The sequence below is a fragment of the Pseudonocardia sp. genome (genome assembly GCF_050250275.1).
In the GTDB taxonomy this organism is placed as follows: domain Bacteria; phylum Actinomycetota; class Actinomycetes; order Mycobacteriales; family Pseudonocardiaceae; genus Pseudonocardia.
Map to the genome: position 1 here is coordinate 54,376 of NZ_JBFWOY010000009.1, position 26,405 is coordinate 80,780.

Consider the following 26,405-nt stretch of genomic DNA (forward strand, 5'->3'; position numbering starts at 1 on the left):
TGCGGGTGACCCAGCAGACAGCAGCGCGCCTTGACCGGCCGGTCAGTCAAGGCGCAGACTCGGGACATCGTCAGGAAAGAAGGTGATCGCTATGACCACCAGGTCATGGCAACGCTGGCAGGACTGGGCGGCAGTGGTGATCGGCGTGCTGGCGGCACTCTCGCCGTTGGTGCTCACCGTCGACGCCGCGGCCGTGTGGGCACTCGTCGTCCTCGGGGTCCTCCTCGCCGCGACCGGTCTCTGGTCGCTCGGCGCGCCGCGGTCCGTCGCGAGCGAGTACGTCCACGCGGTACTGGGCGTGCTGTTGTTCATCTCGCCGTGGGTGCTCGGCTACAGCGACCTCCTCGGGGCGTCCTGGACGTCCTGGGTGGCCGGCGCCCTCGCGGTCGTCGTCGGGCTCACCGCCATCCCGGCGGCGCAGCACAGCCACACCGGCCTCACCGCGCAGCACTGACCCCTCCGAAGAGCGACGGCCGCGGCCCCGGGCCGCGGCCGCCGCGCGTGCCCGGCGCGACCCCCTCGCCGAGACGGGAACGACCCGATGACCGACGACGAGCGACCCGCCCGCGAGCGAATCCTCGACGCCGCCGAGACGCTGTTCGCCGAAGCCGGTTTCGAGGCCACGCCGACCTCCCGGATCGCCGACCGCGCGGGCGTGCCCAAGGGGCTCGTGCACTACTACTTCGCCCGCAAGCCCGACCTCCTCGAAGCGCTCGTCGACCGGCTGCCCGACGAGCGCGTCGCCCCCGCCGACGTCGTCGTCCCCGGCGACGTCACCGAGAGCCTGCACCGGCTCGTCGCAGGCCTCGACGCCTCCCTCGGGTCGTCGGCGCTGCTCTCCCACCTGCTGTGGCGCGAGGCCGACACCCACCCCGCCGTGCTCGACGCCCTGCACGCCCGCTTCGACCTGCTCGTCGAGCAGATCCGCGACGTCATCGCCGCCGCCCTCCCGCGCTGCGACGCCGATGTGGACAGCGCCGCCCACCTGCTCGCCTCCGCCGTGAGCTACCGCCACTCCGTGGCCCGCCACGTCGACGACGGCGCCGCTGCCATCCGCCGCGAGCTCACCTTCCTCGCCTCCGCACTCGAACGGCCCCACTGAGAAATAGTTCGAACTGATGTTCGAACGAGGGTAGCGTCCCGGAGCATGGCCATCGACCTCGCGTGGCAGCCGTCGCTGTTCGACGACGCACCCGACCCCGGGCCCGCGGGCGACTTCGCCCGCGTGGTCCGCCACGACCTCGGCGACGGCGCCTGGCTCGACCACGGGCCCGGCTGGCTGCACGGCGCCGACCGGCTGTTCGCCGACCTGCTCGACCGGACCCCGTGGTCGGGGCGGACCGTCCGCATGTACGAGCGCACGCTCACCGAGCCCCGGCTCACCCACCGCTGGAACCTCGACGACGCACCCGCCCGGCTCGCCGGTCTCGCCCGGCTGCTCGGCGAGCGGTACGGGGTCGAGTTCACCCAGGTCGGCGCCAACCTCTACCGCGACGGCGCCGACAGCGTCGCCTGGCACGGCGACCGGGTCGCCCGGGAGCTCCCGTCGGCCGTCGTCGCGCTGGTGTCACTGGGGGCGGCGCGGCCCTTCCGGCTGCGCCCCACCGGCGGCGGTCCCAGCGTGTCGTACCTGCCGGGCCCGGGCGACCTGCTCGTCATGGGCGGTACCTGCCAGCGCACCCGCCAGCACAGCGTCCCCAAGGTCCGGGCCTGCGCGCCCCGGATCAGCATCCAGTTCCGGCACGCCTACCCGCGATGATCGGCCCGGCCGCAGCCGCCCCTTAAGCTGCGTCGATGACGCGCAGGATCGGTGTGATGGGTGGGACGTTCGACCCGATCCACCACGGCCACCTCGTCGCGGCCAGCGAGGTCGCCGACCGCTTCGACCTCGACGAGGTCGTCTTCGTGCCCACGGGCCAGCCCTGGCAGAAGACCGCCGCCGAGGTCAGCCCCGCCGAGGACCGCTACCTCATGACGGTCGTCGCCACCGCGTCCAACCCGCGCTTCTCGGTCAGCCGCGTCGACATCGACCGCGGCGGCCCCACCTACACCGCCGACACCCTCGCCGACCTGCGCAAGACCAACCCCGACGCGCAGCTGTTCTTCATCACCGGCGCCGACGCGCTCGAACAGATCCTGTCGTGGCGCAAGCTCGACGAGCTGTTCGAGAACGCCCACTTCGTCGGCGTCACCCGGCCCGGCTACGAGCTCGACGGGGACCATCTACCCGACGGGGCCGTCTCCCTCGTCGAGGTCCCCGCCATGGCGATCTCCTCGACCGACTGCCGTCGCCGCGTCGCCGCGGGCCGCCCCGTCTGGTACCTCGTCCCCGACGGTGTCGTCCAGTACATCTCGAAGCGCTCGCTCTACCGGAAGCCGACCGACCGGCCCAGCTGAGGGCGTCCCGCCCGTCCTGGGACAATCGTCGACGTCGCGCGGTCCCGACCCCCGGGTCGCGCCGGAAGGGGAACCGTGACGGCGACCGATCAGGCGATCGAGATGGCCCGCGTGGCAGTGGCCGCGGCCGCGGACAAGAAGGCCGTGGACATCCTCGTGCTCGACGTGTCCGAGCAGCTCGTCATCACCGACTGCTTCGTGCTGGCCTCCGCGCCCAACGAACGGCAGGTCTCGGCGATCGTCGACGGCATCGAGGAGAAGCTGCGCGAGCACGGCGTCAAGCCGACGCGGCGCGAGGGCACCCGGGAAGGCCGCTGGGTGCTGCTCGACTTCACCGACATCGTCGTGCACGTCCAACACACCGAGGAACGCGGCTTCTACGGCCTCGACCGGCTGTGGAAGGACTGCCCGGTGCTCGACTTCCCGGAGGAGGCCCGGGTCGAGCCCGACGAGACCGAGTCGTCCGGCGCGGCCGGGTGAGCCTGCGCCGGGTGGTCCTGCTGCGGCACGGGCAGACCGACCACAACGTCGAGGGCCGCATGCAGGGCCACATCGACTCGACGCTCACCGATGCCGGTCTGCGACAGGCCCGCGAGGCGGCTCCGCAGCTCGCCCGCTTCGAGCCCGCCCGCCTCATCAGCTCCGACCTCAGCCGTGCCGCCCGCACCGCCGACGAGGTCGCCGCCGTCACCGGACTCACCGTCGAGCACGACGTCCGCCTGCGCGAGACCGACCTCGGCGACTGGGGTGGGCAGTCGATCGTCGAGATCGAGAGGGACACGCCCGGCGCGATCGACGCCTGGCGCTCCGACCCCTTCTGGCGCCCACCCGCCGGGGAGACCCGCGTCGAGGTCGTCGCCCGGTCGGTGCCGCTGGTCGAGGAGCTCGACGCCGAGTACGCCGAGACCGACGCCGACATCACCGTGCTGCTCGTCGCCCACAGCGGTGTCATCGCCGGCATGGTGTCCGGCCTGCTCGACCTGCCGCAGACCGTGTGGCCCGCCGTCGGCGGCATGGGCAACGCCCACTGGGCGGTGCTCGGGCGCAGACCCGGCAAGGCGATGTGGCGGCTCACCGCGTACAACATGGGCGTCAGCAGGTGAGCGAGGGCGGGTCGGGCCTACTCGTCCTCGCCGACTCGCTCGCCTTCCACGGCCCCGAACGCGCCGAACCCGCCGACGACCCCAGGCTCTGGCCCAACATCGCCGCAGCCGCACTCGGCGCCCGCACCGAGCTCCTCGCCGGGGCCGGCTGGACCGCCCGCCACGCCTGGCACGCGCTCACCCACGATCCGCGCGCCTGGGCCGCGGTGCCCCACGCCCGTGCACTCGTCCTGGGCGTCGGCGGCATGGACGCGCTCCCGTCGCCGCTGCCCACCGCGGTACGCGAGCTCATCCCCGTGCTGCGGCCCGAACCGCTGCGCGCGGCCGTGCGCGCCGGCTACCTGCGCGCGCAGCCGCGCCTGGCCCGGACGCTCGCCCGGCTCGGGGGCGGCCCGGTCGCCCTGCCACCGCGGCTGACGGTCGCCTACCTCGAACGATGTCGCGCCGCCGTCACCGCGCTGCGCCCCGGTATCCCCGTCGTCGCCGCGCTGCCCGCCCCGCACCGGGCCGCGATCTACGGCGGCGTCCACCCCGGCCGCGCCGCCGCCGAACGCGCCACCCGCCGCTGGGCCACCGAGACCGGGGTCCGGGTACTCGACGTCCCCGCGCTCGTCGGCGACCACGTCCGCGGCGGCCACGGCAACCCCGACGGCATGCACTGGGGCTGGACCGCCCACACGGCCGTCGGGGCGGCGGTCGCCGAACTGATCGACCCGGGCCGCGCCTGATGTGTCCGGATACGCCGCCGAGGCGCTAGGGTCCGTCGTCGTGCCCGTCGCCGTCGTCACCGACTCGACCGCCTACCTCCCTGCCGGACTCGCCGCCGAACGCGGCATCCGCGTCGTCCCCCTGGAAGTCCGCCTCGGCGACCGCACCGGCCGCGACGGCACCGACATCGGTCCCGCCGAACTCGTCACCGCCCTCGCCGACAAGACACTCGCCGTCCACACCTCCCGGCCCACCCCCGCCGCGTTCGAGGCCGTCTACCGCGAGGCCCTCGCCGCCGGCGCCACCGGGGTCGTCTCCGTGCACCTGTCCCGCGAGCTCTCCGGCACCTGGGACGCGGCGCGCCTGGCCGCCCAGGAGGTCGGGCCCGAGCGGGTCCGCATCGTCGACTCCCGCGCCGTCGCCATGGGGCTCGGGTACGCCGTCCTCGCCGCCTGCGACGCCGCCGATGCCGGCGCCTGCGGTGCCGACGTCGAGGACGCCGCCGCCGACGTCGCCTCCCGATGCCGCGTCTTCTTCTCCGTCGACAACCTCGAACGGCTGCGCCGCGGCGGGCGCATCGGCGCCGCCGCCGCGCTGTTCGGGACCGCCCTCGCCGTCAAGCCGCTGCTGCACCTGGCCGAGGGCCGGATCATGCCGCTGGAGAAGGTGCGCACCAGCGCCCGTGCGGCGCAACGACTTCTCGACCTCGCGGTCGCCGCCGCGGGGGAGGGCGCCGACCTGGCCGTGCACCATCTGGGCGTCGCCGCACGTGCCGAGGAGCTGGCCGCGAAGCTCCGGGAACGGCTGCCCTCGGCCGCCCGGCTGCTGGTGTCGGAGGTCGGTGCGGTCATCGGGGCGCACGCGGGGCAGGGCCTGCTGGGGATCGTGGTGGTGCCCCGGCGTGGGGACGGCGCGCCGGACGAGGGCTGACCGCATCAACGCGCCGGGTTCGACCCGGGAGTCCGTTCCGCCGACGAGTCGTCGGGGCACGGCTCGTCGACCCCGCCTGGTCGACCCCGCCCGGTCGACCCCGCCTGGTCGACCCGGCCTGCCTGACCCGTCTGGTCGACCCCGTCTGGTCGACCCGGCCTGGCTAACCCGGCCTGGCTGACCCGCCGGGCTGACCCGGCCTGGTCGACCCCGCCTGGCCGATCCGGCTGTCGGATCCGGCCCGTCGAGCCCGTGGTGGCCGGTGGCGCGCGGTGGCCGACGGTCCCCGCGCAGCCTTGCACATCGGGCCGACACGAACGACTGTGCCGAGCCCCGGGAAGCCGGGTTGTCCACATCGGTGCCAAGCCATCCACAGTGCTCGGTCGACGAGGTCGTGAGCAGCTGATCGGCCCCTACCGTCGATCCCGTGACAGGTGCGGTGGATCCGGGGCGGCGGCTCGCCGCTGCGCTGGGCAGCCCGCCGTGCCCGCGGCCGACACCCGCCGAGCAGCACTGGGACGATCGTCCTGAGTGGATCGTCGAGCCGGACACCGTCGAGCTCACGGCGGTGCCGCAGGCGCCGCCGGCCGGTCGTGCGGGCCGGCTCGGTGACCGGCTCCGGCGCCGGCGGGGTGCCGCGGTCCGGCGGTGGGTGCCGGAGCCGGTGCGGCGGGCACGCCTGGATCCCGGGCGTCCCGGGGCCGTCGCGCTGACCGTCGTCACCCTGCTCGCCGCGCTCGCCGCAGCAGTGGGCGTGTGGCTCGACCGGCCGCGCGCCGAGCCGCTACCGCCGGGTCCCGTGGCGGGCCTGTCGCCGCTCGTGGACGGGCCGGTCGGCTCCGCGCCGCCGACGGGGTCGGCGCCCGGCGGCGAGCTGGTCGTCAGCATCGTCGGCACGGTCGCCCGGCCGGGTCTGGTCCGGGTGCCCGGCGGCGCCCGGGTGGCCGACGTCGTCGAGGCGGCGGGCGGCGTCCTGCCCGGCACCGACGCCGCGGGCCTCAACCTCGCACGACGGGTGGCCGACGGGGAGCAGGTCGTCGTGGGCGCCCCCGCACCACCGGGCGAGGCCCTCGGATCGGGGGCGGCGGAGCCCCCGGCGCCGGGCGGGACGACGGGCGGCACGGTCGACCTCAACTCCGCGACCGTCGCCCAGCTCGACGGCCTGCCCGGCGTCGGCCCGGTCACGGCGCAACGCATCGTCGACTGGCGCACCCGCAACGGCCGCTTCAGCCGGGTCGACCAGCTGCGCGAGATCGACGGCATCGGCGAGCGCAAGTACGCCCAGCTGCGCGAACTGGTCGTCGCACGATGACGGCCGCCGTCCGGGAGGAGGTCGACGAGGACACCCGCGTCCCGCCCGACCTGCGGCTGGTCCCGGCCGCCCTCGCGGTCTGGGCGGTGACCCTCACCGGGCTGCTCGGCGGGGTGGCGGGCGTGGTCGTCGTCGCGGCTGTGCTGCTCGTCGGCGGGGTCGTGCTCGTCCGGCGCGCCCGTGGTCGCGGCTGGGCCGCCGGTGCCGCGGCCGCGCTCGGATGCGCCGCGGCGGCGGCGGTCGTCGTCGGCACCAACGTCGGGGTCGTCGCCGGGCACCCGCTGGCCGCGGCGGCGGCGACCGGGGCGTCGGCAACGGTGCGGGTCACGCTCACCGACGACCCACGCCCGGTCCGCCCGGCCACGGGCGCGCCGATCGCGGCAGGCGGCCAGGTCACGATCGCCGCCGACCTGACCGAGGCCGCTGCCGGCGCCGGCCGGTGGACCACCGGTGGCCGGGTGCTGCTGATCGCCCCCGCCGACCGCTGGTCCGGGCTCCTGCCGGGACAGTCCGTGCGGGCGGAGGGCCTGCTCGCGCCGCCCTCCCGCAGCGACCTCACCGTCGCCGTCCTCCGGGTCCGCGGCGCACCGGGCGAGGTCACCGCACCACCGTGGTGGCAGAGCGCCGCGGGGACGCTGCGCGGGGGCCTGCGCACCGCGTCGGCTGTGCTCCCGGAGCGCTCGGCGGGCCTGCTGCCCGGGCTGACCGTCGGCGACACCCGCGACCAGGTCCCCGAGGTCACCGACGACTTCCGCGCCGCCGGGCTCACCCACCTCACCGCCGTGTCCGGCGCGAACCTCGCCGTGATCGCCGGCGCGGTGCTGCTCCTGCTGCGGCTGCTGCGCGCCGGGCCGCGGGTGTGCGCGGTCGGGGCCGGGCTGGCACTCGTCGGGTTCGTCGTCCTGGCCCGGCCGTCGCCGAGCGTGCTGCGGGCCGCGGTCATGGGTGGCGTCGTGCTGCTCGCGCTGGCCATGGGGCGCACGCGGTCCGCGGTGCCGGCCCTCGCCGCGACCGTCGTCGGGCTGCTGTTGTGGATGCCGCGACTCGCCGTCGACCCCGGTTTCGCGCTCTCGGCCGCCGCCACTGCGGCGCTGGTGCTGGTCGCTCCGGGGTGGGCTCGTCGGCTGCGTGAGCGCGGTGTGCCGCCGGGGATCGCTGAGGCACTGGTCGTCCCCGCCGCGGCCGGGATCGCGACGGCACCGCTCATCGCCGGGCTGAGCGGCACCGTCAGCCTGGTCTCGTTGCTGGCCAACCTCCTCGCCGCGCCCGCCGTCCCGCCAGCGACGGTGCTCGGGGTGCTGGCCGCGCTCCTGTCGGTCGTGAGCCCGGCCGCAGCCCGGGTGTGCGCGTGGTCGGCAGGGCCCGAGGTCGGGTGGCTCGTCCTGGTCGCCGACCGGGCCGCCGCCGTCCAGGACGGCGTCGTGCCGTGGCCGTCGGGATGGGTCGGCGCGCTGCTGCTGGTCGCCGTCGTCGTGGTGCTGGCGGTGCTGGTGCGGTCGCGGCGGCTGCGGGCGCTGCTGGCGGCCGTGCTGGTCGGCCTGCTGCTCGTGCTGGTGCCGACGCGGGTCGTCACCCCCGGCTGGCCGCCCGCCGGGTGGGGGTCGTCGCATGCGACGTCGGGCAGGGCGACGCACTCGTGCTGGCCACCGGCTCACCCGGGCACGCGGTACTCGTCGACGCCGGCCCCGACGACGGACCGGTCGACGCCTGCCTGGCGCGGCTGGGCGTCCACTCGCTCGACCTCGTCGTCGTCAGCCACCTGCATGCCGACCACGTCGGAGGGATGTCGGGCGCGCTGCGGGGCAGGGCCGTCGGCGGGATCGCGGTCGGGCCGTCCCGCCGGCCCGGCGCGGCCCTGCGGCGCCTCTCGGTGCAGGCCCGGGAGGCCGGAACGAGTGTGGTGGCGCTGGGGCCCGGGCAGCGGCTCACCTGGCCCGCGCTGGTGCTCGACGTGATCGGTCCCGTCCACCCGGCCGCCGATGTCGACCCCGACGACGGCACCGCCGTCAACGACGGATCGCTCGTGGTGCGGGCCCGGACGCGGGCGGGGTCGGTGTTGCTCTCCGGTGACGTCGAGATCGCCGCCCAGGCCGACCTGCTCGCCGCCGGGGTGCCGCTGCGCGCCGACGTCCTGAAGATGCCCCACCACGGGTCGCGCTACAGCCTGCGGGAGTTCCTCGCGGCGGTGTCGCCGCGGGTCGTGCTGGTCTCGGTCGGGGCCGGCAACAGCTACCGGCACCCCGATCCGCAGCTGCTCGGCGTCCTCGGTTCGGCGGGCGTGGAAGTACGGCGCACCGACCACGACGGCGACACCGCGGTCGTCGCCGGATCGCAGGCGGGCGACGACGGCCCCTCGGTGGTGTCGCGCGGTGATCCGCTCCCGGGCCGCCGACGACGTGCACGGCCCGGGCGGGGGAGAAACGGCTCAGCCGAGACCGGCGAGCGCCTCGCGCACGGCCTTGCTCGTGGCCGCGACGGTCGCGCTGGGGGCGACGCGGTCGGCGACGGCGTCGAGGGTCTTCAGGCCGTCACCGGTGATGAGCAGGACGGTCTCTGCGTCGGGGTCGATTTGGCCTGCCTCGATCAGCTTCTTCGCGGTCGCGACCGTGACCCCGCCCGCCGTCTCGGCGAAGACCCCCTCGGTCCGGGCCAGCAGCTGGATGCCGTCGCGCACCTCGTCGTCGGAGACGTGGCCGATGGCGCCGCCGGTGCGGCGCACCGAGTCCAGGACGTAGGGGCCGTCGGCCGGGTTGCCGATCGCGAGCGAGCGGGCGATCGTGTCCGGCTTGACCGGCCGGATGACGTCGTGGCCCTCGGCGAACGCCGTCGCGACCGGCGAGCAGCCGGTGGCCTGCGCGCCGAACATCCGGTACGGGGTGGGCTCGACGAGCCCGAGCTTGCCGAACTCCTGGAAACCCTTGTCGACCTTGGTCAGCTGCGAGCCGGACGCGATCGGGACGACGATCTGCTCGGGCAGGCGCCAGCCGAGCTGCTCGGCGACCTCGTAGCCCAGCGTCTTCGAGCCCTCGGCGTAGTAGGGGCGGACGTTGACGTTGACGAACGCCCACTCCTCGTGCTCGGCCGCGAGCTCGGTGGCCAGGCGGTTGACGTCGTCGTAGTTGCCGTCGACGGCCAGCAGCGTCCCGCCGTAGACGGCGGTCGTGAGGACCTTGGCCTTCTCCAGCGACGACGGGATCAGCACGACCGAGTCCCAGCCGGCGCGGGAGGCCGCGGCGGCGACGGCGTTGGCGAGGTTGCCGGTCGAGGGGCAGCACAGCACGGTGAAGCCGAGCTCGCGGGCGGCGGCGAGGGCGACGGCGACGACGCGGTCCTTGAACGAGTGCGTCGGGTTGCCGGTGTCGTCCTTGACCCACAGGGAACGCAGGCCCAGGGCGGCGGCGAGCCGGTCGGCCTTGATCAGCCGCGTCATGCCCGGCTCGGTGTTGGGGTGCGCCTGCACGTTCGACGGCACGGGCAGCAGGTCGCGGTAGCGCCAGATCGACTGTGGGCCGGCCTCGATCGACCCACGGGTGACGGCTGGGAAGTCGTAGGCCACCTCGAGAGGGCCGAAACACTGCGGACAGGCGAACTCCGCGGCGAGGGGTGTCTCGTGGCCGCACTCGCGGCAGGAGAGGGCACGGGCCGAACCGAGGTCGAGGCCGGTGGCGCGCGCGGGCGCAACAGAAGTCATCGGAAAATCTCCTCATCTTCCCCGCACGAAGCGGGTCGGAATTGGCACCGTGATCGTCACACGCGATGGTCGTGTGCCGCCGGTTGCCGGGGTGTCAACGGGCCGTTCCCTCTACCCCTCTGGATGAGCCATATTCGGTTGTGCGAGCCCGGCTGGTCGCGGTGCGCGCCGGTGCTCGGGTCAACGGTACGACATGACCGTCCCCGACGCGAAGCCGCCGTCCGGAATCTGGGAGGCGGGTCACGTCCTCGGCCGGCGCTGGGCCACGATGAGGGGGTGACCCCACCGGCCGCCGACGCGACGCCTCCGCACCCGGTCCACCTCGTCGTGGGCGAGGAGGAGCTCCTCGCGGAGCGGGCGGTGCAGGACATCGTGGGCAGGGCGCGGGCGGCCGATCCGGACACCGACGTGCGCCGGATGCGGATCGGTGAGCTCGCCCCCGAGGACCTGGCCGAGCACCTCAGCCCGTCGCTGTTCGCCGAGGGGCGGGTCGTCGTGCTCACCTCGGCGCAGGAGGTCGCCAAGGACATGGCCACCGCCGTGCTGCGCTACGCGGCCGAGCCGGCCGAGGGCATCGTCATCGTCCTCGTCCACCAGGGCGGCGCCCGGGGCAAGTCGTTCGCCGACGACCTGCGCAAGGCGGGCGCGGAGGTCGTCCGCTGCGACCGGCTGACCCGCCCGGCCGAGCGGGCCGACTTCGTCCGCGCCGAGGTGCGCCGCCTGGGCGGGAAGATCGGCGGCGACGCCGTCGAGGTGCTGATGGAGGCCGTGGGGTCCGACCTGCGCGAGCTCGCGTCGGCGGCCGGGCAGCTGGTCGCCGACACCGGTGGCGCGATCGACGAGACGGCGGTGCGGCGCTACCACCGGGGTAGGGCCGAGTCGTCGGGGTTCACCGTGGCCGACAAGGTCGTCGCGGGCGACCGGGCCGGTGCGCTCGAGGCGCTGCGCTGGGCGCTGGTGCTGGGGGTGGCGCCGGTGCTCGTGGCCGATGCGCTCGCCGACGCGGTGCGGACGCTCGCGAAGGTCGGCTCCGCCGGGCGGGGCGACCCCAACCGGCTCGCGAGCTCGCTGGGGATGCCGCCGTGGAAGATCCGCAAGGCGCAGGGCCAGGTCCGGTCGTGGCGGCCGGAGGGGCTGGCGGTCGCGTTCGCGGCGGCCGCGGAGGCGAACGCCGACGTCAAGGGCGCCGCCGCCGACCCGGAGTTCGCGCTCGAACGCGCGGTCCGTCGCATCATCGACGCACGCGAGCTGCGCTGACGGTCCGACATGCCGAGGGACGCACACCTCCGGCGAGTCCGACGTCGGACCGGTCGCATCCATGATCGAAGCAGCTCGGTCGAGCTCGGCGGGGGCGGTGAGTCTCGACGGCGGGAGCGCGGCCCGACCGGCACCCACCGGGAGTACGGCCCGACCGGCAGTACGGCTCGCGGGGCGCGGCGGCGGGCCGCTCGACGAGGCAGACACGACGACGGCGCCGCCCGCAATTGCGGGCGGCGCCGTCGTCGGGTGCCTGGTCCGGCGCAGGGCGCCGGAGGTGCTCAGCTCGCGGACGCGGTGAGCGCGTCGGCGCGCTTGGCGATGGCCGACTTGCGGTTGGCCGCCTGGTTGCGGTGGATGACGCCCTTGCTGGCCGCCTTGTCGAGGGCCTTGGCGGCCGCGCGCTGCAGCTCCACGGCCTTCTCGGTGTCGCCGGCCGCCTCGGCCTCGCGGAACCGGCGGATGGCGGTACGGACCGACGACTTGACCGCCTTGTTGCGCTGGCGGCGCTTCTCGTTGGTCTTGACCCGCTTGATCTGGGACTTGATGTTGGCCACGCGTCTGCCTCGAGTCTTCCTACCTGGAACGTGTACTGGGCCGGCGTTACGACCCGTACCGCAGGTCGTGTGACCCGGATCGAGCGAGCACGCCGTGCGCTCGGTCATTCATGCTAACAGCGACTCCGCCGCGCCCTCACTCGCCCCCGTCGGGTGACGTCGTGAGCCGGGCGGGCGTCGGTCCCGCTGGTTACGGTCCGTCCATGACGGTAGTCCTCGTGCACGGCAACCCGGAGACGGCGGCGATCTGGGGTCCGTTGGTGGACCACCTGGGTGTCGAGGAGCCGACGGTGCGGTTGTCCCCGCCCGGTTTCGGCGCGCCGGTGCCCGACGGGTTCGCCGCGACGTGGCAGGCCTACCGCGACTGGCTGGTCGCCGAGCTGCAGGAGCTCACGGCGGGTGGCGGGCAGGTCGATCTCGTGGGGCACGATTGGGGCGGCGGGCACGTCGTGAACGCGGTGCTGGCCCGGCCGGACCTCGTGCGCAGCTGGGCGTGCGACGTCGTCGGCATCTACGACCCGGACTACGTGTGGCACGACCTGGCGCAGCAGTGGCAGACACCGCGGGTGGGGGAGGAGCTCGTCGCGCGGATGGGGGCGGCACCGGTCGCGCGACGTGCGCAGCGGCTCGCGGCGGACGGGATGGATGCGGCCGTGGCCGACAAGGTCGCGGCGGCGTTCGACCCGGCGATGGGGGAGTGCATCCTGCGGCTGTACCGGTCGGCGGCGCAGCCTGCGATGGCCGATCTCGGCGCCGGTCTGGACGCCGCGGCCCGGGTGCCGGGCCTGGTGCTGATCCCGTCGGACGACCCGTACGTCGGCACGCGGGAGCAGAAGCTGCGGGCCGCGGAGCGGGCCGGTGCCCGGGTCGAGGAGCTCGACGGGCTGGGGCACTGGTGGATGCTGCAGGACCCGGCGCGCGGCGCGGCGGCGCTCACCCGGTTCTGGACCTCGTTCCGCTGATCAGAGGGCCCGCAGGTCCAGGGTCAGCTCCGACGGTGCGTCCGCGGCCAGCCTGACCGGGATGCCCCAGTCCTGCTGGTAGCGGTGGCAGGCGGCGTAGATGCCGTCGCCCTCGTCGCACGCCGCGGCGGCGACGCTGACCGACAGGACGCCTTCGGTGACCTCACCGGAGAGCTCGACGGAGCGCGCGAGGCCCGGTGCGGTCCCGGCGCCGCTCACCAGCAGTGCCGGCGGTGACGCGGTCACGGTCAGGGAGGTCGGGTCGCCGAAGCGGCTGTCGAGGTGCTGGCCGGTGGGTGGGGTGAAGTCGATCCGCAGCCGCAGCGGGCCGGGGGCGAGGTCGGTGCGTGCGCGGCGCACCGTGTGCGCCCCGGCGTCGACGCGGGCGCCCGCGGGGATGGGCAGGCGCACGAGCCGGTGTGCGGCCGACTCGACGACGACGAGGGTGTCGCCGTCGACGATCACGTCCGAGGGCTCGGCGAGGTCGCGGGCCAACGTGGTGACGGTGCGGGTCGCGGGGTCGTAGCGGCGGACGGCGCCGTTGTAGGTGTCGGCGATCGCGACGGTCCCGTCGGGCAGGATGCCGACGCCGAGCGGGTGCTGCAGCAGCGCCTCGTCGGGGGCGGGGCCGTCGCGGAACCCGAAGTCGAAGAGGCCGAGCCCGACGGCGGTCGTGACGGCGGCGCCCACCGCGGGGGCGGCGACGACCGAGCGCAGTGCGGAGGTCTCGGCGTCGGCCACCCACAGCGTCGCGTCGGGGCCGGTGGCGAGGCCGGAGGGCTGGGCGAAGAAGGCGTCGGTGGGTGGGCCGTCGCGCAGGCCCTCGGTGGTGGTGCCGGCGAGCACGGACACCGTCGCGGTGCGCGGGTCGAACGACCACAGCTGGTGCGACCCGGCCATGGCGACGACGACGCGGCCCTCCCACCAGGCGACGTCCCAGGGTGTGGACAGTTCCTCGGCGGTGCCCCCGACGTCGATCCGGTCGCGCAGCTGCTCGCCCGTGCCGGCGACCCGGCGCAGCTCGCCGGTGGCCAGCGTGAGGCCTTGCAGCGCATGGTTCACCGAGTCGGCGACGACGACGTCGTAGCCGACCTCGGCGGCGACGTCGGCGGGCAGCGCGACGAGGCCCTGCGGCTCCGACAACGGGCCGCGGCGGCCGGTCCCGAACCGGCGCCGCTCGGTGACGAGGTCGGTCTCCAGCTCGACGAGCTGGTGGTGGGCGGTGTCGGAGACGAGGAAGGTGCCGCCGGGCAGGGCGATGACCTTGCCCGGGAAGCGCAGCGCCGTCGCCGGGTCGGGGGGTGCGACGTAGGGGCCGTCGCCGCGGTGGAGGGTCCCGGCGGCCTCGTGCTCGGCGACGAGCTCGCCGATGAGGACGTCGAGGCCGTGGGCGTGTCCCTCGCCCGACAGCTGCGCGACGACGTAGCCGGTCGGGTCGATGACGACGAGGGTCGGCCAGGCGCGCGCGGCGTAGGCGTCCCAGGTCTGCAGGGTGGGGTCGTCGAGGACCGGGTGCCCGACGCCGTAGCGCTCGACGGCGGCCTCGACGGCGGCGGGTTCGCCCTCGTGCACGAACTTCGGCGAGTGCACGCCGACGACGACGAGGACGTCGGACCAGCGCTGCTCGAGCGGGCGCAGCTCGTCGAGGACGTGCAGGCAGTTGACGCAGCAGAACGTCCAGAAGTCGAGCAGGACGATCTTGCCGCGCAGGTCGGCGAGGGTGAGGTCACGGCCTCCCGTGCCCAGCCATCGCCGGCCGTGCAGTTCGGGGGCGCGCAGACGCATCCGGGTCGTCACGCGGTGGTCAACCTCCGGGGATCGCCGGGTGTTCCGGTGCTCGTTCACGGCCGCGGCGTGCGTCCCGCTGCGGCGCGCGCCGCGAAGGCGGTTGGGCGAGACTGCTCACGTGCCCGAGCTCCCCGAGGTCGAAGCGGCCAGGCGCGTCCTGGAGCACGCGCTGGACCGTCGGATCGTCGCCGTCGACGACACCGACGAGTGGGTGTGCCGCCCGCACCGGCCGGGGGAGATCGCGTCGGTGCTGCTCGGCGGCACGCTGACGGCGGCGCACCGGCGGGGCAAGTCGATGTGGTGCGACACGCGTGACGTCCACGGCGAGGAGGGCCCGGCTCTCGGCCTGCACCTGGGGATGGGCGGGCGGATCGTCGTCACCGACGCCGACGGGGTGCGTGCGGGCGGTGATCCGCGGCCGGACCGGGCGCCCCGCCAGGCCGGGTGGAACCGGTTCACGGTCCGGTTCGACGACGGCGGCGAGCTGCGGCTGTTCGACAAGCGCCGGCTCGGGCGGGTGCGGCTGGACCCGGACATCGACGCGCTCGGCCCCGACGCCGAGCACATCACGGCGGCGCAGCTGCGGGAGCGGCTGGGCCGCAGCCACGCGCCGCTCAAGGCGCGGCTGCTCGACCAGAAGGTGCTCGCGGGGGTCGGCAACCTGTTGGCGGACGAGACGTTGTGGCAGGCCCGGCTCTCGCCGTCGCGTCCGTCCGACGAGCTGGACCGTTCCGAGGTGAACCGCCTGCACCGCAGTCTGCGACGCGCGTTGCGGGCGGCGACCGCCAACGGCGGCGTCCACACCGGACGGGTCATCGAGCACCGCCACGCGGATGGGACGTGCCCGCGGTGCGGGGCGCCGATGGTGCACGGGACCGTCGGCGGCCGGTCGACGTGGTGGTGCGGTAAGGAGCAGGGCTAGCGACCGTCCTCGACGGGCCCGACCGGGTCGGCGTCGACCGGGGCCGGTTCGCCGGGTCGGCTGCCCCACGACCGGCGTACGACCGCGCACACCGCGAGCCAGGTCGCGCCGACGAACCAGCCGGCGAGCACGTCGCTGAACCAGTGCACGCCGAGGTAGATCCGGGTCGCGCCCACGGCCACCACCCACAGCGTCGCGGCGGTGACGAGCGCGACGCGGGCCGCGGTGCTGCGTCCCGCCCACAGCAGCACGAGGAGCGCGCCGACGATGACCACGGACATCGTCGCGTGCCCCGACGGCAGGGACTCGTTGGTCTCGTTCACCAGCCGGGTCGCCACCGGGGGGCGGGGCCGGTCGTAGAAGAGCTTGAGCAGCCGGAACAGGACGCTGCCGCCGATCGCGGCGGCCGCAACGAACAGGGCGTCGGCGCGGTGGCCGCGCAGCCAGCTCACGATGCACATGGCGGCGGCGAGCAGGGCCATCGCGGCGGTGCTGCCGATCGTCGTGATCGTCACCGCGGTGGTGGTGAGTACGGGCTCGCGGACGGCCACGGCGTCGGTGAGCAGCGCCGCGTCGGCGTCGGCGGTGCCGGTGCCGGTCGCGCCGAAATGCAGCAGCCAGCCCGCGGCGACGGCGAGGGCCAGCACCGCGACGACGCCGAGCAGGACCGGCAGCCGCGCGGACGGTGAACGCATCCGGCCAGTCTCGCCGAGCAGCGGGCGGGCCGCACCCGGTCGGCTCGGCGTCGGTCGCGGGGTGGTGGCACCGCTAGGCGGGGCGGCCGCGCAGCTCCCGGTAGCGCCGGACCAGGGCCGCGGACGAGGCGTCGAGACCGTCGTAGGACGGGTCGGCGTCGGAGAGCACCGGCACCATCTGTTTGGCCATGACCTTCCCCAGCTCGACGCCCCACTGGTCGAAGGAGTCGATCCCCCAGATCGAGCCTTCGACGAACGTCACGTGCTCGTAGAAGGCGATGAGCTGGCCCAGGACCGACGGGCTGAGCTCGGCCGCGAGGATCGTCGAGGTCGGGCGGTTGCCCGGCATCACCTTGTGCGCCACCACGTCGGCGGGGGTGCCTTCGGCGGCGATCTCCTCGGCGGTCTTGCCGAACGCGAGCGCCGCGGTCTGGGCGAAGAGGTTGGCGGAGAACAGGTCGTGCATGTCGGCCGCGCCCTCGCCGGGCAGCTCGTGCGCGGGCCGGGCGAAGCCGATGAAGTCGGCGGGCACGAGCCGGGTCCCCTGGTGCAGCAGCTGGTAGAAGGCGTGCTGGCCGTTGGTGCCGGGTTCGCCCCACCAGATCTCGCCGGTGGTCGTGGTGACGGGGACGCCGGTCTGCTGCACCGACTTGCCGTTGCTCTCCATCGTCAGCTGCTGCAGGTAGGCGGGCAGCCGGTGCAGGTACTGGCTGTAGGGGAGGACGGCGTGGGTCTGGACGCCGAAGAAGTTGGAGTACCAGACGTTGAGCAGCCCGGCGATCATCGGGACGTTGCGCTCCGCGGGCGTGGTGCGGAAGTGCTCGTCCATGGCGTGCATGCCGGCGAGGAACTCGCCGAACCGGTCGGGGCCGACGGCGACCATGAGCGAGAGCCCGATCGCGGAGTCGACGGAGTAGCGCCCGCCCACCCAGTCCCAGAAGCCGAACATGTTGGCCTCGTCGATGCCGAACTCGCGCACCTTCTCGGCGTTGGTGGAGACGGCGGCGAAGTGCTTGGCGACGGCCGAGGCGTCGCCGAGGGCGGCCAGCAGCCAGTCGCGGGCGTTGCGCGCGTTGGTCAGCGTCTCGAGCGTGGTGAACGTCTTGGACGAGACGATGAACAGCGTCGTCGCCGGGTCGAGGCCGCGCAGGGTCTCGGCGAGGTCGGTGGGGTCGATGTTGGACACGAAGTGGCCGGTGAGGTCGCGGTCGGCGTAGGCGCGCAACGCCTCGTAGGCCATGACCGGGCCCAGGTCGGAGCCACCGATGCCGATGTTGACGACGTCACGGATCCGCTCGCCGGTGTGTCCGGTCCATTTTCCCGAGCGCACCGCGTCGGCGAAGGCGCCCATGCGGTCGAGGACGTCGTGCACGTCGGTGACGACGTCCTGGCCGTCGACGTGCAGGACCACGTCGCGCGGTTGCCGCAGTGCGGTGTGCAGGACGGCGCGGTCCTCGCTGGTGTTGATGTGGTCGCCGCGGAACATCGCGGTGATCCGGTCGGGGATGCCCGCGCGCTCGGCCAGCGCGAACAGCAGCGGCAGGGTGTCGCGGGTGATGCGGTGCTTGGAGTGGTCGAGGACGAGGTCGGCCGCGGTGGCGGTGAAGGCCTCGACCCGGTCGGGGTCGGAGTCGAACAGCTCGCGCAGGTGGAGTGGCTCGACCTCGCGGTGGTGGGCGGCCAGTGCGGCCCACTCGGGTGTCGACGTGATGTCGGCGGGACGGCTCGATGCGCTCACGGGGCCCATCATGCCGACCTCGGACGCGGTTGAGGAGGACGAGATCGGCCGGGCGGCGCTCCCCAGTGCCGCCCGGCCGTTGCGGGTTCCCGACGCCCCCGTCGACAACCCCGCCACCGGTGTCGCGGCCCGCTCCCCAGCGGCGGCGACGTGGTGGTCGTCCGTGCCGGGCGGGCCCCCCAGGTGCTGCCCTCCCGCCCGGCACCCGGAACTCTGCCGCACCGGGGTGGGCGCGACGACCGTGCTGACCCGCCGACCGTGGTGGTGGTAACCCCACCTCCGTACGGACGCACACCACACTTTCGGGTCGAAACGTGTCCGGTAGGTCCTGGTCGAATCTCGGAGCGTCACCTTTTGCGCGGACGAGCGTTACACAGCTGAGTGGTCGATGTGCGACAGCTCACCGCGCAGGACCGTTCGGTCGTCGTCGGTTCGACCGTTCGTCTCCCATGGGGATGGCGTCCGGGCTAACGTCGGCTCCACGACCGCTACGGAAAGCGTCCGGTCGGGCACGCAGCGTCGGCCACGCGGCACACGCGCAGCGCCCCGGACACACGCCCTGCCGGACACGACGAACGATCGATGCACAGGAGGCTGAGATGCCCCGCACGCTCCCCGCCCAGGTCCGCGACTGGGCCGAGAACTGGTACCGCGACGTGTTGATCCTCGTCGCGCGCGTCCTGGTCTCGGTGGTGATGCTCGCGCACGTCTGGCAGACCTTCGTGCAGACCGGGTTCGCCTCGACGACGGTGGTGTTCGCCAACTTCGGCATCCCGATCGCGATCGCCGCGACGGCGTTCACGCTGGTCGTGGAGCTCACGGGCTCGCTCCTGCTGCTGTTCGGGGTGATGGTCCGCTGGGCCGCCGCCGGCTTCGTGTTCGTCATGTCCGGCGCCGTCTGGTTCGTCCACGCCAAGAACGGCATCTTCGTCAAGGACGGCGGCTGGGAGCTCGTCGGCATGATCATCGCGGTGGTGCTGGGCATCGCCGCGTTCGGCCCGGGCCGGCTCAGCCTGTCCCACGTCGCCGCCGGGTGGCGGGCCCGCGCCGAGGCCCGGCGCGCCGAGCGCCGTTCGGTCGTCGTCACCGTGCACGACACGGGCCGCCCGGCTGCCCCCGCGATGGCCGGCGCGACCGTCTCCGCGACGACCGCCCCCGCTGCCGACGCCGACGCCACGACCGAGGCGCGCGGCTTCCCGATGCTGAGCGAGACGTTCGTCCCGATGGGCCGCCCGGCGCCGCGCCCGGCCGCCGATCCCGCTGCGGCGCAGCACGACGCGCCCCGCTCGGCCGCCGGCTCCGACGACCGCGAGCCCGCCCGCTACGTCCCGGCCTGGACCGAGCCGGAGCCGCACCTGTTCTCCTCCCGCTGAGCCGGACCCGTCAGGGTTCCCGCGAGCGCCGGTCCGCCCCCCGCGGCGCACGCACACCCCGCTCTCCGCCGCGACGGCCGTCGGCAAGGATGGTCGCCGAGCGAGAGGACGGGGTGTCGTGCTGCGAGGGGTGACCGCGATCCGCTACGTCACGCCGTTGCGTGAGGGCGGGTCGCTGCCGGGGCTGATGGAGGCCGACGACCTCGGCACCTATGTCGTGAAGTTCCACGGCGCCGGCCAGGGGCGCAAGGTGCTGGTCGCCGAGATCGTGGCGGGCGAGCTGGCGCGCGGGCTCGGCCTGCCGGTGCCCGAGCTGGTCACCGTCGAGGTCGATCCGCGGCTCGGGTTGGCCGAGCCCGACCAGGAGGTCCAGGAGCTGCTGCGCAACTCCCCGGGTCGCAACCTGGGTGTCGACTTCCTGCCCGGCGCGCTCGACCTCGACCCGCTCGCCTTCGACCCCGGGCCCGGGTTCGCGGGCCGGGTGCTGTGGTTCGACGCGCTCGTCGGCAACGTCGACCGGTCCTGGCGCAACGCGAACCTGCTGCTGTGGCACCGGCGGCCCTACCTGATCGACCACGGCGCCACCCTCACCTTCCACCACGGTTGGTCGGGGCCGCCCACGGCGCAGGCGCTGGCCCAGCGCGCCGCCCGCCCCTACGACGCGGCCGACCACGTGCTGGTCGGCTGTGCGCCCGACGTCGACGCCGCCGACGCCGAGCTGGCCCCACGCGTCACCGGTGAGCTGCTGGCCGCGGCCACCGCAGCCGTGCCCGACGAGTGGCTCGGCGGCGAACCCGGCTTCGGGGTACCCGACGACGTCCGCGCCGCCTACGTCGCCGCCCTCACCGCCCGGCTCGACGCCCGTGACGCCTGGCTGCCGCCGTTGCGCGAGGCAGCGGCCACCGGTGCCGCGCGCCGCAACCGCCCGGCGAGGCACCCGTCGTGGCTCGCGGAGTGGCGGGCGGGGCGATGACCCTGCACCTCTACGAGTACGCACTGCTGCAGGTCGTGCCCCGCCCCGACCGCGGTGAGGCCGTCAACGCCGGCGTGCTCGTCTACTGCCGCGACGTCGACTTCCTCGGCGCGGCGGTGCACCTCGACGCCACCCGGATCGCCGTCCTCGACCCGCACGCCGACGTCGAGGCCATCGGCCTGGCCCTCGACGCCGTCGCGGGGACCGCGGCCGCGGCCGCGCCCGCGCGGTCGGACCGGCTCACCGACGCCGCGCTCGCCGCGACCGGCCCGGCCGAGGGGGAGGACCTGGGGCGACGGTTCCGCCGGCTGACCGCGCCCCGGTCGACGGTCGTGCGTGCCGGTTCCGTCCACACCGGACTCACCGCCGACCCGGCGGGGGAACCGGCGAGGCTCCTTGCCCGCCTTGTGCTGCCGCTCACGTGACAGGCCTGCGCCGAGGACCTTGAATGGGCGGATGAGCCGATCGACGGAGACCGCCACCGGGGACCCCGTGCCCGTGGCGCCCCTGGCCCGCTGGCTCGACGCACACGTCGACGAGGTGTCCGCCGCGTCCGGGACGCTGCGCGTCGACCGCATCGCCGGCGGGCACTCGAACCTGACCTACCGGATCGTCGACGACGCCGGCGCCTCCTGGGCGCTGCGCCGCCCGCCGATGGGCGGGGTCCTGGCCACCGCCCACGACATGAGCCGTGAATGGCGCTTCATCTCGGCGCTGCACCCGACACCGGTGCCGGTCGCGCGACCCGTCGCCTACTGCGCCGACACGGAGGTGATCGGCGCCGAGTTCTACGTGATGGGGTTCGTCGAGGGCACCGTCCTCGGTGACGACGCCGCAGGCGCCGCCTATCCGCAGGCCGCCCGGCACGCCGCCGGTCTCGCGACGGTCGACGTGCTCGCCGACCTGCACGCCGTCGACCCCGACGAGGCCGGGCTCGGCGACCTGCACCGGCCCGGCAGCTACCTGCAGCGCCAGCTCAAGCGGTGGCACAAGCAGGCCCACGCGTCGGCGGTCGAGGACCTGACGGGCATCGACGCCGTGCACGACCTCCTCGCCGCGGCCGCCCCCGACGCGACGGTGACCCGCATCGCGCACGGCGACTTCCGCGCCGGGAACCTCATGTACGCACCCGACGGCGACGTGCGGGCCGTCCTCGACTGGGAGCTCGCGACGCTCGGCGACCCGCTCGCCGACCTGGGCTGGCTGCTCATGTCGTGGACCCGCCCGGGTGACTCCGTTCCCGCGGGCACCAACAGCCCGACGGCGCAGCCCGGTTTCCCGGAGCGGGAGGAGCTGGTGGCGCGCTACGTCGAACGGACGGGCACCCCGCTGGGCGGCGACGTCGTCGACTACTACGTGGCCTTCGCGCGCTGGCGCTCGGCCTGCATCGGGGCCGGGGTGTACTCGCGCTACGTCGCGGGCCACATGGGTCCGGGCGGTGAGTGGGACGGGGCCACCGCGACCCGGCTGGAGGTGCTGCAGGCCCAGGTCGAGGAGGCCCGCCGGGTGCTCGGCGGCTGACCGGGGGTGCCGGCCGCGGCGCCGGGCGAGGTCGTCGTCACCGGATCGGAACACTTCCGGTGGACGTTTCGAACGCCGCATCGCCGACGATGTGCGCGACAATCGCGCGACGCGCCGGCGGGACCGGCGTGCACTGCGACCGCACTCGGCTTGGGAGACGGACGACGATGACACGGGGATACGGGACCGGGGACGAGTACGGGACCCCGCGCAACCCGTCGCAGTACGACGACCGCACCCGCGAGCTGCCCGCCGACCAGCAGCAGGACCCCTACGGGCGGCAGCAGTTCGCGGCGGGTCGTGCGACACCGCCCGGGACGACGGCGCCGCCGGTGAACGCCGCGCGGCTGTGGTCCGGTGGGGTGGCGACGGCGATCGTCGCCGCGCTGATCGGGCTGGTCGGGGTGCTGATCGCGCGGGCGCTGCCCAAGGTGGAGTTCCTCGGCCCGCTGGCCTCGGGCCCGCTGGGCAGTGGGCAGACGGCCGTGCTGTGCCTGCTGGCCGCGGCCGCCGCGCTCGCCGCGACCGGCCTCGCGCACCTGCTGCTGCTGAGCACACCACGTCCGCTGGCCTACTTCGGCTGGATCGTCGGCCTCTGCACGGTCGTCGCCGTGATCCTGCCGTTCCTCGGCACGTCCGACCTGGGCGTCAAGCTCGCGTCGGCGATCATCTACCTGGTCATCGGCATCGCGATCGGCAGTCTGGTCACGGGCGCCGCGGTGTCGGCGACGGGCGGTCGCGCGGCCTCTCGCTGACCCCGCGAGTGCGCCGACCCGGGCGGCGCCGGGTGCTACGGCGGCCGGCGCCACCCGGGGCGGGTCGGCCACCCGGGGCCGGTCAGCGCTGTGCGGACCCGGCCGGCGCGCCCGCGCCGTGTGCGAACGACGACGACTCCGCGCCGCGCTGCGGTCCCGGCTGACGGCCCAGGCGCTCCAGGGCGCGGGCGAGGTCGTCGAGCAGCAGACCGGCCAGGTCGTGGGAGAACCCGTTGCGTACCACGATGCGTAGCGCCGCGAGGTCCTCGCGGTCGGCCGGGAACGTGTAGGCCGGGACGAGCCAGCCCGCCTCCCGCAGCGCCGCCGACAGGTCGAACGCCGAGAACGGCGCGTCCTGGTCGACGGTGAACGCGAACACCGGCAGCTGAGAACCGTCGGTCAGCAGCGACAGCCGGGGGAACTCGGCGATCCGTGCCGCGAGCGTCGTCGCCACGTCCCGGCAGGTCTGCTGAACGCGGCGGTAGCCGGCGGTGCCGAGGCGCAGGAAGTTGTAGTACTGCGCGATGACCTGTCCGCCGGGTCGGGAGAAGTTCAGCGCGAACGTCGGCATGTCGCCGCCGAGGTAGTTGACCCGGAAGACCAGCTCCTCGGGCAGCGCGGCGGCGTCGCGCCACAGCACCCAGCCGACCCCCGGGTACACGAGCCCGTACTTGTGCCCGGAGGTGTTGATCGACGCCACCCGGTCGAGGGTGAAGTCCCACTCCAGGTCCGGGTCGCAGAACGGTGCGACCATGGCACCCGACGCGCCGTCGACGTGGACCTTCACGTCGATACCGGTGCGTTCCTGCAGGTCGTCGAGGGCCGCGCAGACCTCGGCGACGGGCTCGTAGCTGCCGTCGAACGTGGACCCGAGGATGACGACGACACCGATGGTGTTCTCGTCGCACAGCGCGACCGCCTCGGCGGCGCCCAGGTGCAGCCGGTCGCCCTTCATCGGCACCAGCCGGGGCTCGACCTCGAAGAAGTTCGCGAACTTGTCCCAGCAGATCTGGACGTTGACACCCATGACGATGTTGGGCCGGTCCGTCGGCTTCCCGGCCGCGCGGCGGGCGATCTGCCAGCGCCGCTTGAGCGCCAGCCCGCCGAGCATGCACGCCTCCGAGGAGCCGGTCGTCGAGCAGCCGACGGCGTGCTGCGGGTCGGGGGCGTTCCAGAGTTTCGCGAGCATCCGCACGCAGCGCGCCTCGAGGTCGGCGGTGCGCGGGTACTCGTCCTTGTCGATGACGTTCTTGTCGAACGACTCCGTCATCAGCCGCTCGGCGTGCGGGTCTGCCCAGGTGGTCACGAACGTCGCGAGGTTGAGCCGGGCGTTGCCGTCGAGCATCAGCTCGTCGTGCACGATCTGGTAGGCGATCTCGGGGTCGAGCCCCTCGTCGGGGAGCGCGAACCGGGGGATCGCGACCGGTTCGCGGGCGAAGATCGGGTTGACGGAAACGTCCGACCGGTTGCCACCGGTCTCCGACGGCGGCTGCGCGATGGGCATGTCGGTCAAGGTAGGGGAGAAGTGGTTCTTGGCGCGTCGTCCCTTCGAGGTGAACACTGCCGCGATGGACGCCGATCACGCCCCCGCCGCTGCATCGGAATCCGGCGCCGCGGGGTCCGATGCGGCGCAGCGGGAGAAGGTCGTCGCCGACCAGGCGCTCGCGGTGGCGGCGGCCTGGTCGCCGCCGGGCGCGCCGGAGAGCTGGTGGCTGACGGCGGCGACGCTGACCGCGGTCGCGCGTGACGACGTGCTGCGCGCCCTCGCCGCGTCGATCCCGCCCGATCGCGTGCCTGCGCTGCTGGTGGTGGCGGCGCTGTCGCGGCAGGCGGCGTTGCGCCCCGACAGTGCGTTCGCCCGTTACTTCCCGCGGCCCGGCGGTCCGCAGCCCGTCGACGACGGCGGCTTCCCCGCGGCCGCCGCGGCGTTCGTCCGGGAGGAGCGCGACGCGCTGGCCGCGCTGTGCGCGGGCCACCGCTACCAGATGAACGAGGTCGCTCGTTGCCTCGACGTGCTGCCGGTCCTGAACGCGATCGCCGACCGTGACCGACGCCCGCTCGCGCTGGTCGACCTCGGCACCGGTGCGGGCCTGGCCCTGCACCTGGACCGCTACGCCTACACCTACCGGCTGGCCGGGGGAGAGGCGCTGACCTGTGGTGATCCGGGTGCGTCGGTGCAGCTCGACTGCGCGGTCCACGGGGTGGCGCCCGACGTCCCGGCGCGGGTGCCGCCGATCCTGGCCCGCGTCGGTGTCGATGTGGAGCCGCACGACCTCGCCGACCCCGACACCTACGGCTGGCTCGCCGCCTGCGTCCCGCCGGAGGCGGGCGCGGTGACCCGGTTCGCGGCCGCGGCCGCGATCGCCCGTTCGGAGGGGGCTCGCGCGGTCCGCGGGGACCTGCTCGACGTGCTGGAGGACGCCGTCGCCGGGCTGCCTGAGGAGGCGACGGTGTGCCTGCTCGACACCTATGTGCACGTCTTCCTGCCGCCCGCGCAGCTGGCCCGGTTCGACGCGCTGCTGCAGCGGCTGAGCCGGCTGCGGCCGATCGAGTGGGTCTCGGTCGACCCGCTGGTCCCGCTCGGCCCCGACGCCGAGGCCACCGTCCAGGGGCTGCCGGTGCCCGAGGGCTGGGTCGCGCACAACCGCGCGGGCGGGGTGTTCGGCGTGATCGGGCACGTCTCGCTGCGCGACGGCCGGCGCAGCGGCCGCGTCGTGGGCCGCGCGCACCCGAGCGCGGCGTGGCTGGAGTGGCTGCCGGCGCGCTGACGTGGCAGGACCCGGCGGGCGGGTCAGGGGAAGACGAACGTGTAGCCCTGCGAGGTCAGCCAGGGCAGCAGCCGTTCCAGCGCCGCGACGGTCTGGGTGCGGTTCCCGCCGCCGTCGTGGAGCAGCACGATCGCCCCGTCGTGGATGTTCTTCTGCACGGTCGCGACGACGGCGTCGGCGCCGGGCCGGTTCCAGTCGCGCGGGTCGACCGACCAGCCCAGCGGCTGCAGGTCGTGGGTCGCGGCGTCGGTGAGCATCGCGGGTGACCAGAAACCGCCGGGCGCGCGGAAGTAGCGGACGTCGGCGCGTGGGTCGTCGGCGGTGCGGTCGCGGACGTCGGTGATCTCGGCGAGCAGCGCGGGCTCGGGCCGGGTGGCCAGCGACTCGTCGTGGCTGCGCGAGTGCGAGCACAGCCGCATCCCGGCGCCCGTGACCTGGGCGACGAGCTGCGGATGGCGCTCGATCTGGGTTCCCACCATGCAGAAGGTGGCGACGGCACCGTTGCGCGCCAGCACGTCGAGGACCTTCGGTGTCCAGGTCGGGTCCGGCCCGTCGTCGAAGGTCAGCGCGACGGTCCGGGCGCCCGCGGTGCCGTTCTGCCGGACCTCGGTGATCACCTGCGGCACCGCGGCGGGGCGGGCGGGGGCGACGGCGGCGGGCGGGGCCGGGGGCGCCACGATCCGGAAGGGCGAGTCGGGTGCGCTGACGAACGTGATCATCCCGAACAGCAGGGCGGTGAGGACGGCGGAGGTCCGGGTCAGCGCGGGCCGCGACGGGAACGCCGGTCCCCGTGGCGGGGCGAGCGGCCGGGGCGTCGACGTGCGCGTGACCGGAATGCGGCGCGGTGCGCAGCGGGTTGCGACGGGGCGGTCGGGGCCACCGTCGGCCGTCTCGTCTTCCGGTGTCCCGACCCGCACCGGTACGTCCTGCACTCGCGTGATGATGACCCGATAGG

At 74.7% G+C, this 26,405-nt stretch carries 25 protein-coding genes, 2 pseudogenes and 1 riboswitch; of the genes and pseudogenes, 20 read left to right on the top strand and 7 right to left on the bottom strand.

From position 1 onward, the window contains the following. Positions 1 to 91 precede the first annotated feature (91 nt). The 11 genes and pseudogenes from AB7F12_RS10710 to AB7F12_RS10760 all read left to right on the top strand — a co-directional run. The gene (locus tag AB7F12_RS10710) at positions 92 to 454 is read left to right on the top strand and encodes an SPW repeat protein (RefSeq protein ID WP_428497821.1); all 363 of its coding nucleotides are present in this window, start codon (positions 92 to 94) and stop codon (positions 452 to 454) included. A gap of 87 nt (positions 455 to 541) precedes the next feature. Then, positions 542 to 1,102, top strand: a complete 561-nt coding sequence (locus AB7F12_RS10715; RefSeq protein ID WP_428497820.1) for a TetR/AcrR family transcriptional regulator — start codon at positions 542 to 544, stop codon at positions 1,100 to 1,102. 45 nt (positions 1,103 to 1,147) lie between these two features. After that, positions 1,148 to 1,759 (top strand): alpha-ketoglutarate-dependent dioxygenase AlkB, encoded by a 612-nt coding sequence (locus tag AB7F12_RS10720; RefSeq protein WP_428497819.1) that lies wholly within the window; start codon positions 1,148 to 1,150, stop codon positions 1,757 to 1,759. Positions 1,760 to 1,794: 35 nt separating this feature from the next. Continuing rightward, positions 1,795 to 2,397: a nicotinate-nucleotide adenylyltransferase gene (gene nadD / locus AB7F12_RS10725; protein WP_428497818.1), complete on the top strand. Its 603-nt coding sequence runs from the start codon at positions 1,795 to 1,797 to the stop codon at positions 2,395 to 2,397. Positions 2,398 to 2,472: 75 nt separating this feature from the next. Beyond that, entirely contained in the window at positions 2,473 to 2,877 is a 405-nt protein-coding gene (gene rsfS / locus AB7F12_RS10730; protein ID WP_428497817.1) for a ribosome silencing factor, read from the top strand. Positions 2,878 to 2,888: 11 nt separating this feature from the next. Beyond that, on the top strand, positions 2,889 to 3,500 hold the full coding sequence (locus AB7F12_RS10735) for a histidine phosphatase family protein (RefSeq protein ID WP_428497816.1): 612 nt from the start codon (positions 2,889 to 2,891) through the stop codon (positions 3,498 to 3,500). Beyond that, complete coding sequence (octT, locus tag AB7F12_RS10740; RefSeq protein WP_428516971.1) at positions 3,497 to 4,228, top strand: diglucosylglycerate octanoyltransferase; 732 nt, start codon at positions 3,497 to 3,499, stop codon at positions 4,226 to 4,228. The genes AB7F12_RS10735 and octT overlap by 4 nt, the downstream gene beginning before the upstream one ends. 40 nt (positions 4,229 to 4,268) lie before the next feature. Next, positions 4,269 to 5,138, top strand: coding sequence for a DegV family protein (locus AB7F12_RS10745; RefSeq protein WP_428497814.1), 870 nt, complete (start codon positions 4,269 to 4,271; stop codon positions 5,136 to 5,138). Between the two features lie 427 nt (positions 5,139 to 5,565). Continuing rightward, a complete protein-coding gene (locus AB7F12_RS10750) occupies positions 5,566 to 6,450 on the top strand; it encodes a helix-hairpin-helix domain-containing protein (protein WP_428497813.1) in 885 nt (294 codons plus the stop codon). Further along, positions 6,447 to 7,886: pseudogene (locus tag AB7F12_RS10755) on the top strand (ComEC/Rec2 family competence protein); the annotation flags it as partial. The gene AB7F12_RS10750 and the pseudogene AB7F12_RS10755, both read left to right, overlap by 4 nt. Positions 7,887 to 7,888: 2 nt before the next feature. Further along, positions 7,889 to 8,590 (top strand): annotated as a pseudogene (locus AB7F12_RS10760) (ComEC/Rec2 family competence protein); the annotation flags it as partial. 285 nt (positions 8,591 to 8,875) lie between these two features. Here the strand turns inward: AB7F12_RS10760 and thrC are convergent. Next, entirely contained in the window at positions 8,876 to 10,141 is a 1,266-nt protein-coding gene (gene thrC / locus AB7F12_RS10765) for a threonine synthase (protein ID WP_428497812.1), read from the bottom strand. A 9-nt stretch (positions 10,142 to 10,150) separates the two neighbouring features. Continuing rightward, positions 10,151 to 10,271: riboswitch (SAM riboswitch) on the bottom strand. 146 nt (positions 10,272 to 10,417) lie between these two features. On the opposite strand from thrC, the gene holA reads away from it, so the two are divergent. Then, positions 10,418 to 11,398 (top strand): DNA polymerase III subunit delta, encoded by a 981-nt coding sequence (gene holA / locus AB7F12_RS10770; protein ID WP_428497811.1) that lies wholly within the window; start codon positions 10,418 to 10,420, stop codon positions 11,396 to 11,398. 281 nt (positions 11,399 to 11,679) lie between these two features. Here holA and rpsT read toward each other — a convergent pair whose 3' ends face one another. Further along, positions 11,680 to 11,955: a 30S ribosomal protein S20 gene (gene rpsT / locus AB7F12_RS10775; RefSeq protein WP_428497810.1), complete on the bottom strand. Its 276-nt coding sequence runs from the start codon at positions 11,953 to 11,955 to the stop codon at positions 11,680 to 11,682. Between the two features lie 203 nt (positions 11,956 to 12,158). On the opposite strand from rpsT, the gene AB7F12_RS10780 reads away from it, so the two are divergent. Continuing rightward, positions 12,159 to 12,917, top strand: coding sequence for an alpha/beta fold hydrolase (locus tag AB7F12_RS10780; protein WP_428497809.1), 759 nt, complete (start codon positions 12,159 to 12,161; stop codon positions 12,915 to 12,917). Here AB7F12_RS10780 and AB7F12_RS10785 read toward each other — a convergent pair whose 3' ends face one another. Beyond that, positions 12,918 to 14,702: an NHL domain-containing thioredoxin family protein gene (locus AB7F12_RS10785; protein ID WP_428497867.1), complete on the bottom strand. Its 1,785-nt coding sequence runs from the start codon at positions 14,700 to 14,702 to the stop codon at positions 12,918 to 12,920. 121 nt (positions 14,703 to 14,823) lie between these two features. Between AB7F12_RS10785 and AB7F12_RS10790 the strand changes: the two genes are divergently transcribed. After that, positions 14,824 to 15,627, top strand: a complete 804-nt coding sequence (locus AB7F12_RS10790) for an Fpg/Nei family DNA glycosylase (RefSeq protein ID WP_428497808.1) — start codon at positions 14,824 to 14,826, stop codon at positions 15,625 to 15,627. Here the strand turns inward: AB7F12_RS10790 and AB7F12_RS10795 are convergent. Beyond that, positions 15,624 to 16,322 (bottom strand): phosphatase PAP2 family protein, encoded by a 699-nt coding sequence (locus AB7F12_RS10795; protein ID WP_428497807.1) that lies wholly within the window; start codon positions 16,320 to 16,322, stop codon positions 15,624 to 15,626. The two genes, AB7F12_RS10790 and AB7F12_RS10795, sit on opposite strands and share 4 nt — an antisense overlap. A 73-nt stretch (positions 16,323 to 16,395) precedes the next feature. Beyond that, a complete protein-coding gene (gene pgi / locus AB7F12_RS10800) occupies positions 16,396 to 18,060 on the bottom strand; it encodes a glucose-6-phosphate isomerase (RefSeq protein ID WP_428516831.1) in 1,665 nt (554 codons plus the stop codon). A 599-nt stretch (positions 18,061 to 18,659) separates the two neighbouring features. Between pgi and AB7F12_RS10805 the strand changes: the two genes are divergently transcribed. The 5 genes from AB7F12_RS10805 to AB7F12_RS10825 all read left to right on the top strand — a co-directional run bounded on the left by AB7F12_RS10805 (position 18,660) and on the right by AB7F12_RS10825 (position 22,682). Then, positions 18,660 to 19,433, top strand: coding sequence for a DoxX family protein (locus tag AB7F12_RS10805; protein ID WP_428498292.1), 774 nt, complete (start codon positions 18,660 to 18,662; stop codon positions 19,431 to 19,433). A 118-nt stretch (positions 19,434 to 19,551) separates the two neighbouring features. After that, positions 19,552 to 20,406: a HipA family kinase gene (locus AB7F12_RS10810; RefSeq protein ID WP_428498291.1), complete on the top strand. Its 855-nt coding sequence runs from the start codon at positions 19,552 to 19,554 to the stop codon at positions 20,404 to 20,406. Then, positions 20,376 to 20,831: a DUF3037 domain-containing protein gene (locus tag AB7F12_RS10815; protein ID WP_428498290.1), complete on the top strand. Its 456-nt coding sequence runs from the start codon at positions 20,376 to 20,378 to the stop codon at positions 20,829 to 20,831. Before AB7F12_RS10810 ends, AB7F12_RS10815 begins: the two co-directional genes overlap by 31 nt. A gap of 31 nt (positions 20,832 to 20,862) precedes the next feature. Further along, on the top strand, positions 20,863 to 21,927 hold the full coding sequence (locus AB7F12_RS10820; RefSeq protein ID WP_428498289.1) for a phosphotransferase family protein: 1,065 nt from the start codon (positions 20,863 to 20,865) through the stop codon (positions 21,925 to 21,927). 167 nt (positions 21,928 to 22,094) lie between these two features. Continuing rightward, the gene (locus tag AB7F12_RS10825) at positions 22,095 to 22,682 is read left to right on the top strand and encodes a DUF6069 family protein (protein WP_428498288.1); all 588 of its coding nucleotides are present in this window, start codon (positions 22,095 to 22,097) and stop codon (positions 22,680 to 22,682) included. An 82-nt stretch (positions 22,683 to 22,764) separates the two neighbouring features. Here the strand turns inward: AB7F12_RS10825 and AB7F12_RS10830 are convergent, their stop codons facing one another. Next, positions 22,765 to 24,186, bottom strand: coding sequence for a glutamate decarboxylase (locus AB7F12_RS10830; protein ID WP_428498287.1), 1,422 nt, complete (start codon positions 24,184 to 24,186; stop codon positions 22,765 to 22,767). A gap of 64 nt (positions 24,187 to 24,250) precedes the next feature. Here AB7F12_RS10830 and AB7F12_RS10835 point away from each other — a divergent pair, with 64 nt between their 5' ends. After that, a complete protein-coding gene (locus AB7F12_RS10835) occupies positions 24,251 to 25,450 on the top strand; it encodes a DUF2332 domain-containing protein (RefSeq protein ID WP_428498286.1) in 1,200 nt (399 codons plus the stop codon). A 23-nt stretch (positions 25,451 to 25,473) separates the two neighbouring features. Here the strand turns inward: AB7F12_RS10835 and AB7F12_RS10840 are convergent, their stop codons facing one another. After that, the gene (locus AB7F12_RS10840) at positions 25,474 to 26,382 is read right to left on the bottom strand and encodes a polysaccharide deacetylase family protein (protein WP_428498285.1); all 909 of its coding nucleotides are present in this window, start codon (positions 26,380 to 26,382) and stop codon (positions 25,474 to 25,476) included. Between the last annotated feature and the right edge of the window lie 23 nt (positions 26,383 to 26,405).

Bases quoted from the DNA above. Each gene is read 5' to 3' on its own strand.
- AB7F12_RS10820 (WP_428498289.1), top strand. From the start codon at position 20,863: ATGAGCCGATCGACGGAGACCGCCACCGGGGACCCCGTGCCCGTGGCG.
- AB7F12_RS10785 (WP_428497867.1), bottom strand. From the start codon at position 14,702: ATGCGTCTGCGCGCCCCCGAACTGCACGGCCGGCGATGGCTGGGCACG.
- AB7F12_RS10715 (WP_428497820.1), top strand. From the start codon at position 542: ATGACCGACGACGAGCGACCCGCCCGCGAGCGAATCCTCGACGCCGCC.
- AB7F12_RS10720 (WP_428497819.1), top strand. From the start codon at position 1,148: ATGGCCATCGACCTCGCGTGGCAGCCGTCGCTGTTCGACGACGCACCC.
- AB7F12_RS10780 (WP_428497809.1), top strand. From the start codon at position 12,159: ATGACGGTAGTCCTCGTGCACGGCAACCCGGAGACGGCGGCGATCTGG.
- AB7F12_RS10835 (WP_428498286.1), top strand. From the start codon at position 24,251: ATGGACGCCGATCACGCCCCCGCCGCTGCATCGGAATCCGGCGCCGCG.
- AB7F12_RS10805 (WP_428498292.1), top strand. From the start codon at position 18,660: ATGCCCCGCACGCTCCCCGCCCAGGTCCGCGACTGGGCCGAGAACTGG.
- nadD (WP_428497818.1), top strand. From the start codon at position 1,795: ATGACGCGCAGGATCGGTGTGATGGGTGGGACGTTCGACCCGATCCAC.
- AB7F12_RS10795 (WP_428497807.1), bottom strand. From the start codon at position 16,322: ATGCGTTCACCGTCCGCGCGGCTGCCGGTCCTGCTCGGCGTCGTCGCG.
- AB7F12_RS10710 (WP_428497821.1), top strand. From the start codon at position 92: ATGACCACCAGGTCATGGCAACGCTGGCAGGACTGGGCGGCAGTGGTG.
- AB7F12_RS10830 (WP_428498287.1), bottom strand. From the start codon at position 24,186: ATGCCCATCGCGCAGCCGCCGTCGGAGACCGGTGGCAACCGGTCGGAC.
- thrC (WP_428497812.1), bottom strand. From the start codon at position 10,141: ATGACTTCTGTTGCGCCCGCGCGCGCCACCGGCCTCGACCTCGGTTCG.
- AB7F12_RS10825 (WP_428498288.1), top strand. From the start codon at position 22,095: ATGACACGGGGATACGGGACCGGGGACGAGTACGGGACCCCGCGCAAC.